Here is an 11,105-nt window from a genome sequence, read left to right as displayed (position 1 = left end):
GAATAAACGCTCACGCTTGTTCAATGTCTCCCAAGTACCATCCGTTTTCATTTTGTCGATAGACACCATTTTACGGATAGACTTACGTGTTGTTTGGAAATTTGTTAACATACCACCAGACCAACGCTCAGTAACGAATGGCATGTTGATCGCAGAAATACGATCTGTGATAATTTCTTTTGCTTGTTTTTTAGTAGCTACGAAAAGTACTTTTTTACCCGACTTAGCAATTTGCTTCATTGCCGCACACGCTTGATCAAGATGTGCAATTGTCTTATTAAGGTCAATAATGTGGATACCTTTTTTCTCGTCAAAGATATACGGCGCCATTGCCGGGTTCCATTTTCTTTTTAAGTGTCCGAAGTGAACACCTGCTTCTAATAAACTATCAAAATTTACTTTAGACATAATGTTTTGTTTTAATTGTTTACGTTCCTTAGTAATCAGCTAAACAAAGGGGTCAATTAATCTGTAGACTAATGATAATACTTTGTGCTTGGATACTAAACAACCTTCCTCCGCCAGCTGACGGAAGAAAATAAAATTCAAATTAACGTTTAGAGAACTGGAATTTCTTACGTGCTTTCGGCTGACCTGGTTTCTTACGCTCCACCATACGAGGGTCACGTGTCATTAAACCTTCTGCCTTCAACAACGTTTTAAAATCAGCAGATACTTCTACCAATGCGCGGGAAATTCCCAAACGAATTGCTTCTGCTTGTCCGTTGATTCCTCCTCCTGCTACGTTTACTTTGATGTCGTATTGACCCAAAGTATCAGTCAAGTTGAACGGTTGTTCCACTTTACCTTGCAAAATAGCTACCGGAAAGAACTCCTTGTAATCACGTTTATTAATTGTCATCTTGCCCGTTCCTTTCATCAAGTATACACGAGCAACTGAAGTTTTTCTTCTTCCTAATGCGTTTACTACTTCCATATCCTTTATTTAATAGCGTTTAAATTGATTGCCTCAGGGTTTTGAGCGTCATGTTTGTGATCTGTACCAGCGTAAACTTTTACATTTCCATACAATTGACGTCCCAAAGTGTTCTTTGGCAACATCCCTTTAATTGCTTTTTCGATTACACGCTCAGGACTGCGTTGCAATAACTCTTGTGCAGTCAATGAACGTTGTCCTCCTGGATATCCAGTGTATCGAACGTACTCTTTGTTCTCTAATTTCGTACCAGAGAACGACACTTTTGCTGCATTGATAACGATTACGTTATCTCCACAGTCAGCGTGAGGTGTGAAGTTAGGCTTGTGTTTTCCACGTACTAACTTCGCTACCTTACTTGCTAAACGACCAACTGTCTGGCCTTCAGCATCTACTAACAACCACTTCTTATCAGCAGTTTCCTTGTTAGCAGAAACAGTTTTGTAACTTAAAGTATCCACTACCTTTTAATTTTTAAATAAGACAATATCCCCAATTTGGGGGTGCAAAGATAGAAACTCTATTTTTTATTAACAAGGGAATTTTAAATAAATCTGAATATTAATCAATTAGATTGGCTATTCTCATTCATTTTCAGGAAAATCGACCCTTTTAATTGAAAATGCAGCGGTGAAAATTGAAAAGAATTTATCGGTTCTCAAGTCTTTTCAATTGTACATTTTCAATTTTAAATTCCACTTCAGGCAACCTTCCGTTTCTCCCCTTTGTATTAGGGAAAACAACAACTGAATAATTAGCAACAAAGATACGAAAATGAAAGCAAAAAAATTAAAACAAATCCTCATTCCGGGCTTCATACTCTTTTGCCAGCAAGCCTTCGGACAACTTCCCAGTATTGACAGTTTAAAGATCATTCCAGACAATCCAACTGCGAATGATGAAATCAACGTGATCTGCTATGCCACCTTTTCATCAGGAGGCTGCGATTTGATGAATCATTCCATCACCATCCTGGGAAATCAAATAACACTGAACCTTGAATACATGGAGGGTTCAGCAACGTATATCTGCCATTCCGTTGATACGATATCATTGGGAAATCTGAGATCAGGCGATTATTATCTGCGTACTGATTTAAGCATTCAGCCATCAAATCAAGTGTTAGACAGCGATTCAACTTCTTTTTTTGTTGATAATCCATTGAGAACAAGTGAAAACGGAACTATTTCGGATCTGACAATTTATCCGAATCCTTTTACCGATGAAATTCAGATCAAAACAGATGCAATGATTGAAAAAGTTGAACTGAAATCTGTTTCCGGACAACAGATCTATCTAAAGGAAAATGATTTAAATCCTGAAAAGACCATCACCGTTCCTGACTTGAAAAACGGGGTGTATCTTCTTGTATTGACTGATCACAAAGGAAATAAACACACCCAACGCATCATTAAAAATTAAAACTAAAAATCATGAAAAAATCACTTTACAGCTCACTTCTGGCGCTTCTGGTTCTTGTATTGGTTGTTTCCTGTAAAAAAGAAACCGTTACTCCGAAACAAGGCAATCCACCAGCAAATAGTATTGATGGAAAATGGAATCTCGTACGAATTTACGGAGGAATAGCCGGCGCGAATGAAACACATAATTCAGGGGAAATCGAATGGATATTCACCAGCTCAAATCACACGCTGACAGTGAACAATACTGCCGGAAACTCCACTTATTACTATTTGCCATCCGGAACCTACAATTTTCAGCAGATCTCCAATTCAAACCAACATTATTTGGTGATTGACGCGAATGAACTGGGACAATTTACCATTTCAGGAAATCATATGCACATCGATGAAAACAAAAAATCGGATGGAGAAGGTGCCTGCGGATTTTACGTAGAACTGGAACGTTAACCAAAACAGGTTTAATCGTTTTTCACCAAAGTGCTTTACTTTTGAAGGAAAGGAGAAATCGCTCACATGCAGTTAATCCGAAAGATCGGGATGGAAGAAAACATAGAAGAATTTATCAAAGGAGACAAAAAGGCTTTTGATAGGGTGTATGAAAAATACTCCCCTTCTATGTTTGGTATTTGCATGCGTTATGCAAACTGTAAAGACGACGCCCAGGAAATTCTGCAGGAAACATTCATCAAAGTATATGAAAACCGGGGAAAAGTAAATCCGCAGCTCACACTCGGACCATGGATCAAAACGATTACAATCCGGACAGCCATCAATTTTTTGAAATCTCAGAAAAAGATGGTTCTGAAGGAAAATGAAGATTTTTTCGAAAGTCCGCAGGAATCATTTACATCAGAAATCGACCCAAAAGACGAAAAAAGTGCACTATTAAAATTACTAACAGAAATGCCCCCAGGTTACCGGACAGTGTTCAATTTATTTGTTTTGGATAACCTCACACATAAGGAAATTGCGGAGTATCTGGAAATTACGGAAGGATCTTCCAAATCGCAATTGGCCAAGGCAAAAAATTGGATTAAAACGAATCTGGAAAAAAAAAGAAGCAATGAAAGAGCTTGACGAAATAGATCAGTTGTTTCAAACAACATTTGAAGGCTTTGAGCTGACTCCGGATCCATCCGTGAAAGCTCACATTGATCGTGCTATTGCCTCAAAAAAGAAGCGAAGAAGATTCTTGTTTATTCTATTCCCTGTTCTTTTGGGAACAGCTTTAGCTGCATCACTTTACTTTTATGCTCCTTCTGGCAAAGCAATTTCCAACAATCAGCATATTTCGCAAGATTCCTCGTCCGGAAAGCCTGCGATTGCATCAAACAATACGATCAAAAAGTCAAATACCGACATCACCCTTTTGACAGACTCATTAGAAAAAACACCATCAATTCACTACCTACACTCTAAAAAAGAGATTTCCGGGCGTAAAAACGCACTATTACGTCCGGAATTTTCTGATTGGTCGAAAAAAAATTCACGTGCATCCTCCGGCTCAGGCTCCAAACAAGGATTTTCGGAGGGCCGACGCAATTCCGCAATATTACGTCCGGATCAATCAAGAACAAACCTTCATCTTTCAACAACAACAGACACAACTCTTTCTCAAACGCTTACAGATTCCGATCAAACGAAAAACCAATCCGATCCGGGAGAAAGCCTAGAAATTGCAAAAGCAAACAAACAAGACAGCACAACAAGCGCAAGTGATTCTACAAATACAGAAACGCAGGCAAGCTCTTCCGAAACCATTTCCAAACCCCTGGAAATCGCTACAAAAAAGTCGAATAATTGGTCTTTATCAATTTTGGCAGGCTGGGAAGGTGAGAAAAAAAGACCTTTTGAATCTTTTGACACCACCGATTTCGCCGGAAAACGAAAAGAATTTGCCAACATTCACAGCTCTTCCTTTTACGGAAAAATAGAGCTGAACCGAAGACTTACTCACAGACTTGGCGCACTGATCGGACTTGGATTCCGTTCAAGTAACATCACACAATACGGCTCTTTGTATACACGTGACAGCGTGATTGTATTTGAAGGTGTCGGAAGCGCACCCTCAGATTCTGTTACTTACTTCATCAATCACCGAGCAGGAACACAAACTTACCAGGTAAACTCCATTATTGTACCATTAGGATTGTCATTTTCAATTCCACTGAGCAAGCAATTCCAGTTCCGGTTATCCGGCGGAACCGAATTCGCTTATGGCTGGATGACAACAAAGCAGAAACAACCCGGATTCAGCGCTCCAAACTTCCGTTCATTCGGCTGGAATTTTTGGTTACGACCGGAATTTCATTACACGTTCGGGAACTATCAATTATTTGGTTTCGGAAGTTTCAACCAGGCATTGAGCCAACAACTGAAATGGGATTTCACCACCCGCCGGAATCCTGCTTTCGGAGCTGGAATCGGATTGCTTATTCAACTGTAAATGCTGCTAAAACTGAATCGTCAGCTGCATTTCTTCTTTCGGTTCTTCGGATGCAAATTTCGACAGGGACAATCCCAATAAACGAATGGGTTTTTCCCAGTCATTTTCAGCCACCAATCCTTCTACAACCGGAAGAATATCAGCAGCAGTCCGCATCTCCTGCTCACGCGTATGTGATCGGGTCATTTGTGTAAAATCGGAAAATTTGATCTTTAAAGTCAGTGTCTTTCCTCCGAGTTGGCGCTTCTCCAAACGCGTTTCCAGTTCTTCGGCAATTCGCTCCAGTTTTTCCAGAACTGCCCGCTTGGAATGCAAATCACTTCCATACGTATGTTCCACCGCGAGTGACTTCCGTTCACGGTTCGGTTTTACCCCGCTGTTCTGAATTCCACGTACAATATTGTAATATTGCTGACCGGATTTCCCGAAATGCTGAACCAGAAAGACGAGTGATTTTTGCTTGAGATCTTTCCCGTTCCGCACTCCCAGCTCTTTCATTTTAGTCGCCGTCACCTTCCCGATTCCGAAAAAACGGTCAATCGGAAGTTTTTCCAGGAATTCTTCCAATTCATTCGGAGGAACGGTAAGTTGTCCGTTCGGTTTATTCACGTCGGAAGCGATCTTGGCCGTAAACTTATTGATCGAGATTCCCGCACTGGCTGTTAGCCCCACTTCTTCTTTAATCCGTTTTCGAATTTCCTGTGCAAGTAACGTTGCCGACCGGATTCCTTTTTTGTTCGAGGTTACATCCAAAAATGCTTCATCCAAAGAAAGCGGTTCAACCAAATCCGTGTATTCGTAAAAAATGGCTCTGATCTGAAGGGAAATTTCCTGGTATCTGTCAAAACGCGGGCGCACAAAGATCAAATCCGGGCACAAACGGGCAGCCGTTGCACTCGGCATAGCAGATTTTACCCCGAATTTTCGCGCTTCATAACTCGCTGCCGCAACCACTCCTCTCAATCGGGTTCCACCCACAGCTATCGGTTTCCCTCTCAATACAGGATTGTCCATCTGTTCAACAGAAGCGTAAAATGCATCCATATCGATGTGAATAATTTTCCGCTCCTCTACTTGAATCTCCATTGGTCCGTTCCTGAAAAACAAAGTTACTTCAGATATGGGATTAAAATCCTACATCCGGGAACTTGAAAAATAATAAATTTGAAGAAACACAAGCCATGAAAAAACTGACGTTCCTGTTTCTCTTTGTTTCAACATTCGCTTTCTCGCAACAGATCTCAATTTCTGAAGCAAAACGACTCATTTCTCTTCCTTTGAAATGTGTTCAGAAAGAATATCCGAATAAGTTGGGACAGGTTTTGAATGATGGAACGGATCTGAAATCACCTTCCGTGCTTCATCCTTCTTTCTACGGTTGTTTCGACTGGCACTCTTCCGTCCACGGACACTGGCTTATCGTGCGACTTCTGAAGGAATACCCGGATTTGGTCAACGACACGGTTCTAAGGGTCTTAAAAACGAATCTGAGCAAAGACAACATTGACCAGGAGATTGCTTATTTCAATACGAAAAACAACGGGTCTTTCGAGCGAACGTATGGCTGGAACTGGCTTCTGAAGCTTCAACTGGAACTAGAAGGCTGGAAACACCCGCTTGCCAAGGAATTAAGTAAAAACCTTCAACCACTTTCCGCGCTGTTTTGTCAAAAATACGTGGATTTTCTCCCGAAACTGAATTACGCCATTCGTTCCGGAGATCACATCAATACCGCTTTCGGATTGACATTCGCGTACGATTATGCACTTGCCCACTCAAACGATTCCCTGAAACAAGTCATTGAGAAAAGAGCCCACGATTTTTACTTCAATGACCAAAAATATCCACTGCACCTGGAACCAAGCGGTTATGATTTCCTTTCCGGAGGTTTTGAAGAAATGGACATCATGCGGCGAATTCTTTCCAAAGACGAGTTCAAAAAATGGCTAAAAGGTTTCGCACCTCAGTTATTCAGTAAGAAATTTGTTTTGGAACCGGGAAAAGTATCGGATCGCTCAGACGGTCATTTGGTCCATTTGGACGGATTGAACTTCAGCAGAGCCTGGTGCATTTATGGAATCACGAAAACCTTACCGGAACTTTCACACCTGAATGCAATTGCAGACAAACACATTGAAACTTCTCTGAAGAATATTGTTGATGGCGATTACATGGGCGAGCATTGGCTGGCCAGCTTCGCTTTATTGGCTTTACTGAATAAATAGTAGGCTTTTTGTTTATCAGTTGGTGTGGCTGCTTTGAGCAGGGAAGTAATTCAGAGTGGAAACACGATGACTTTGTTGCTACTAAACGTTTAGACACAATTTTATAAAATTGTTTGATCTTTTTAGACAAAAATCAAGAACACGTTCCTATCCTCAAAAAAACAAACACCAAAACCAGAAAAGGTCACAGTAAAACCGCAACCTTTTCCAATTTATTAAAAGTACTGTTATTTCTTCTTAAACGAGTTGATCGCATTCACCGTAAAATCGGAAAGCACCAAAGTACCGCTGATTGCAGCACGATCTGACAATAACTGATCCCAATCTTCTGTTCCTTTCCAGAAAACTTTCTTCAACTCAGCCATTGCATCGGGGCTTGATTTTGCCAAGACATGTGATAAACGACTAATTTCTTCATCCATCTCATCTTCACCGTCAAATACATCTGCATACAAGCCGTTTTGCATGGCCCATTCCGCTGTTCTCCACTCCGTAGCATTGATTGCCAGCTGAGACATTGCAGAAAGCCCCATTTTGCGTTCAACCGCAGGACCAACTACAAACGGACCGATACCAACTGCCAATTCAGAAAGTTTCACTTCGGCAAAGCGTGTTGCATAGCAGTAATCTACTGCTGAAGCAATTCCAACTCCTCCACCAACTGCTTTTCCTTGAATACGACCGATGATCAGTTTCGGGCATTTTCTACATGCGTTAATTACTTGCGCAAAACCGGAGAAAAACACTTTTCCGGTATCCAGATCCTGGATAGAAATCAATTCATCAAAACTTGCTCCTGCGCAAAATGCTTTGTCTCCACTGGATCTCAGAACAATTACTTTCACAGCTGAATCTTTTCCAGCCTCTGTAATTATTTCTGCCAGTTTTCTAAGAATTTTACCCGGCAATGAGTTGCTTAGCGGGTGTCCGAACTCGATAGTAGCAATACCGAGTTCATCAACATGTATTTCTACATGTCCTTGATTAATCGCTTCCGACATGGTTTAATTTAACTAGTTATCAAATTTTCTTCGAGGGCGCATTTGGCGTTCGCCGGAACCTGACCCGGAATTTGAGCTCGAGCTGGATCCTGAACCAGAAGAAGAACCGGAGCTTCCTCCTTCTCTTTTGGTATAGTTTGAATTACGGTCACTTGAACTGCGATCACTCGATGAATTACGATCATTTGATCTGTAACCACCACCGCCTTGTCCTCCTTGACGGGGACCGTTGTTGTTGAATCTTTTCTGACCACCACCAAAGCCACCTGGTTTGTTACCAAATGCCGGTTTCTTAGGTTTGTCTTCTGGTTTCGGACGATTTGCTTTTGGAGATGCAATTTTCACATCCAACTTTCGACCATTTACTTCAAAACCATTCAATGCCTGAATCGCATTAATTGCTTCTTCAGCACTTTCCATTTCGACATAGCCGAAACCTTTTGATTTCTTGGTCTTAGCATCAAACACAACATGTGCTAAGTGAACTGCACCAAACGCTGAAAACGTTACTTGCAAATCTTCTGATGTAATCTCCCAATCGAGATTTGCGATAAAAATATTTGTCATCTACCTAACTTTAATTTGGACTTGGGTCCGGATCTAATTTACCTAAAAACGTTTCAACGTTTACTCTTTTTATTGTTAAAAATACAGCTCCGGAAAATTTCCCTTCCGGAGCTGTAATGTTTCATTCTGTTTATTTCAAAGTGAAGCTGTCAGAACCAATTGCTTGTCCGTCACAGAAAACTTTCACTTTGTAATTTCCTTTTACAGGCTCTTCCCCGTTGAAATCATAGAAAATCGTTACATCAACTGATTTGTTGCCGTACTGAATATCACGTTTCGCAGAGTAAACAAAGTTGCCATCGTTTCCACTTGCAGTTCCTCCTGAACGACCTTGTAATGTTTTTCCGTCCGGATCAATGATCTGAAGGTAAACTGTTCGGTCTCCCGCTGCTGCAATGGTATTCTCACCGATTGTAAAACTTGATTTCGCCTGTACACAATTACGTGCTTTCGTTGTAGGTTCTGTCGTATCATTCAATTTCATACGTAAACCTGTTGAACTAAACCCGTAAGCCGCCAGTTTCGAACCTTTTTTCACTTGTTCAGCACTTTGCTCCGCCTCCGTTTTATAAGTGTCGCGCTCTGTTTTCGTTTCAGCCAACTGAGTGGATGTTTCATCCAATTCGGAAGTTAACTTCAAATTCATTGTGTTCAGCTGATCAATCTGCTTCACATAACTGATCATAATCTGACGAAGTGTTTCATTCTCCCGCTTCAATTTTGCAATCAAAGACGCAGTAACACGACCGTTCTTCTTCGCTGTTTCCAACTCAGATATCAACCCTTGAATCTTGTCTTTCTGAGCATTCAAGCTATCAGATTTAGATGCATCTTTTTTCAAAAGCGCATCATAGGTATCCATCATGTTCGTGAAATCCGACATCAAATCGTTTGTCGTTTCACTTCCAAGGAACGGAGCCATCATTTTGTTCATTTCCTCGATGTCGGCCTGAAGTTCCTGGTTTTTCTTAGTTGCTTCCTTTAAAGCACCGTTTTTTGAACTCCACAAATAAGTCATCGTTCCTAACAATACCACCAACAACACAATAACTGCTGTCAATACCGGTGTCATGTTTTTCTTTGAGCCTGATTCTAATTCTGACATAATCTAAAATTTAAATACAAATATAAAATAGAACTTAAATGAACGATAGGGAATTCATCGAGACAAATAACGTGTTTTTAATTCTACCGATCAATAGATTTAGTGGTATTTTCCGTTAAGAAAATGTAAAAAATTGTTATTTCCGTTGAATTTCAATTTTTCGGATTCAAAATCCTCCGGGAAGTTTTGAAATGCAACGGGTCTCTGAAAACGTTTGATCGCGTCCCAGCCAACCGAGGTAAAGTAAGAATTCAGGCTGCTTGGGAAAGGTCCGCCGTGTTGCTGGGCAAAACTTACCTCCACTCCGGTAGGAACTCCGTTAAAAATAATTCTTCCTGCTTTTGAACTCAATAAGAATAGTAAATCCGTGATTTCTTCTTCCGGTTCGGCATACAAACTCAGCGTTAATTGACCTTGTAATGATGCAACACACGCTTTCAATTCGGCTTCGTTTTTACAAACGATAATGGTCAGATATGAACCGAAGATCTCTTCCTGTATCTTTGAATTCGACAGAAAGGTATTTCCGTCCACTTCTGCCAATGTAGGCTGTATAAAATTTCCTTCGGATTTTCCTTTATAAAGTAGCTTCACGCATTTCGCATGCTCTTCCACCCGTTCAAAATAACGTTTCGAAATTCCGGGGTGCAGCATGCACTGCAACTCACTTTGAGCAAAGTAATGTCCGATTTGTTCTTTAAAGTGATTGAAATTTGCGGTTTCTTCCACAAATAACAATCCCGGCGACGTGCAAAATTGTCCTGCATTCAATAACACCGAGGCGCTGATCTGCTTGGCGATTTCATCTTCGCGTTTGGCCAATGTTTCTTTTGTCAATACAATCGGGTTGGAGCTTCCCATTTCCGCGTAAAGCGAAATCGGTTCCGAACGTTCGTTAATCAATTTTTGCAAAGCCATTCCACCTCCGATACTTCCGGTAAATCCGACAGCTTTTGTACGCAAATCCTGAACCAGCTGCTGCCCGACCGTAAAATCTTCCGCAAGCAAATGCGAAAAAATTCCGTCCGGCATATCACATTCCTGCGCCGTTTCTAAAATCAGTTGAGCTGAAAGTGAACTCGTATGCGGATGCATGGCGTGAGCTTTCACCAAAACCGGACAACCTGCTGCAAGTGCAGAAGCCACATCTCCACCTAAAACGGAATAAGCAAAAGGGAAATTACTCGCTCCGAAGACCACAACCGGTCCTACCGGGACATTCATTTTTATTAAAGATGGCTTCGGATTGGGAATTCGGTCCGGATTCGCAGAATCTATTTTGATTTCCAGGGCATATCCTGTTTCAACGGCTTGCGCGTAATACTCAAACTGATAGCAGGAACGATTAAACTCTGTCTCGGCGCGATCTCTCGGTAAAGCACTTTCCGCACAAAACCAAT

13 protein-coding genes are annotated in these 11,105 nt (G+C 41.1%); 5 read left to right on the top strand and 8 right to left on the bottom strand.

Going from position 1 to position 11,105, the window contains the following annotated elements; genetic code table 11:
- The 3 genes from rpsB to rplM all read right to left on the bottom strand — a co-directional run.
- Positions 1 to 408, bottom strand: a 408-nt coding sequence (gene rpsB, locus Q1V93_RS17945; RefSeq protein ID WP_300666563.1) for a 30S ribosomal protein S2, incomplete at its 3' end; no start/stop codon positions are given.
- Positions 409 to 550: 142 nt separating this feature from the next.
- Positions 551 to 937, bottom strand: a complete 387-nt coding sequence (gene rpsI / locus Q1V93_RS17940; RefSeq protein WP_300666562.1) for a 30S ribosomal protein S9 — start codon at positions 935 to 937, stop codon at positions 551 to 553.
- 5 nt (positions 938 to 942) lie between these two features.
- Positions 943 to 1,398 (bottom strand): 50S ribosomal protein L13, encoded by a 456-nt coding sequence (rplM, locus tag Q1V93_RS17935; RefSeq protein WP_300666560.1) that lies wholly within the window; start codon positions 1,396 to 1,398, stop codon positions 943 to 945.
- Between the two features lie 313 nt (positions 1,399 to 1,711).
- Here rplM and Q1V93_RS17930 point away from each other — a divergent pair, with 313 nt between their 5' ends.
- From Q1V93_RS17930 to Q1V93_RS17915, 4 genes are all read left to right on the top strand, one after another.
- A complete protein-coding gene (locus tag Q1V93_RS17930; RefSeq protein WP_300666558.1) occupies positions 1,712 to 2,359 on the top strand; it encodes a T9SS type A sorting domain-containing protein in 648 nt (215 codons plus the stop codon).
- Between the two features lie 11 nt (positions 2,360 to 2,370).
- Positions 2,371 to 2,808 (top strand): hypothetical protein, encoded by a 438-nt coding sequence (locus Q1V93_RS17925; protein ID WP_300666557.1) that lies wholly within the window; start codon positions 2,371 to 2,373, stop codon positions 2,806 to 2,808.
- Between the two features lie 66 nt (positions 2,809 to 2,874).
- On the top strand, positions 2,875 to 3,438 hold the full coding sequence (locus tag Q1V93_RS17920) for a sigma-70 family RNA polymerase sigma factor (protein WP_300666555.1): 564 nt from the start codon (positions 2,875 to 2,877) through the stop codon (positions 3,436 to 3,438).
- Complete coding sequence (locus Q1V93_RS17915; protein ID WP_300666554.1) at positions 3,425 to 4,807, top strand: hypothetical protein; 1,383 nt, start codon at positions 3,425 to 3,427, stop codon at positions 4,805 to 4,807. Before Q1V93_RS17920 ends, Q1V93_RS17915 begins: the two co-directional genes overlap by 14 nt.
- 6 nt (positions 4,808 to 4,813) lie before the next feature.
- Here the strand turns inward: Q1V93_RS17915 and dinB are convergent, their stop codons facing one another.
- Positions 4,814 to 5,893, bottom strand: a complete 1,080-nt coding sequence (dinB, locus tag Q1V93_RS17910) for a DNA polymerase IV (RefSeq protein ID WP_300666552.1) — start codon at positions 5,891 to 5,893, stop codon at positions 4,814 to 4,816.
- A 95-nt stretch (positions 5,894 to 5,988) separates the two neighbouring features.
- Here dinB and Q1V93_RS17905 point away from each other — a divergent pair, with 95 nt between their 5' ends.
- A complete protein-coding gene (locus Q1V93_RS17905; RefSeq protein WP_300666551.1) occupies positions 5,989 to 7,032 on the top strand; it encodes a DUF2891 domain-containing protein in 1,044 nt (347 codons plus the stop codon).
- Positions 7,033 to 7,259: 227 nt separating this feature from the next.
- Here Q1V93_RS17905 and Q1V93_RS17900 read toward each other — a convergent pair whose 3' ends face one another.
- The 4 genes from Q1V93_RS17900 to Q1V93_RS17885 all read right to left on the bottom strand — a co-directional run.
- On the bottom strand, positions 7,260 to 8,033 hold the full coding sequence (locus tag Q1V93_RS17900; protein WP_300666549.1) for an enoyl-CoA hydratase/isomerase family protein: 774 nt from the start codon (positions 8,031 to 8,033) through the stop codon (positions 7,260 to 7,262).
- 12 nt (positions 8,034 to 8,045) lie between these two features.
- The gene (locus Q1V93_RS17895; protein WP_300666548.1) at positions 8,046 to 8,600 is read right to left on the bottom strand and encodes a hypothetical protein; all 555 of its coding nucleotides are present in this window, start codon (positions 8,598 to 8,600) and stop codon (positions 8,046 to 8,048) included.
- A 130-nt stretch (positions 8,601 to 8,730) separates the two neighbouring features.
- The gene (locus Q1V93_RS17890; RefSeq protein ID WP_300666546.1) at positions 8,731 to 9,705 is read right to left on the bottom strand and encodes a hypothetical protein; all 975 of its coding nucleotides are present in this window, start codon (positions 9,703 to 9,705) and stop codon (positions 8,731 to 8,733) included.
- 99 nt (positions 9,706 to 9,804) lie between these two features.
- Positions 9,805 to 11,105 (bottom strand): aldehyde dehydrogenase family protein (locus Q1V93_RS17885; RefSeq protein WP_300666545.1); only part of this gene is annotated, 1,301 nt, incomplete at its 5' end.

The sequence above is a fragment of the Fluviicola sp. genome, from assembly GCF_030151805.1.
Taxonomy (GTDB): domain Bacteria; phylum Bacteroidota; class Bacteroidia; order Flavobacteriales_D; family Crocinitomicaceae; genus Fluviicola.
Note: the sequence above shows the minus strand (reverse complement) of the source record. Positions and strands in the feature narration are given on the sequence as shown.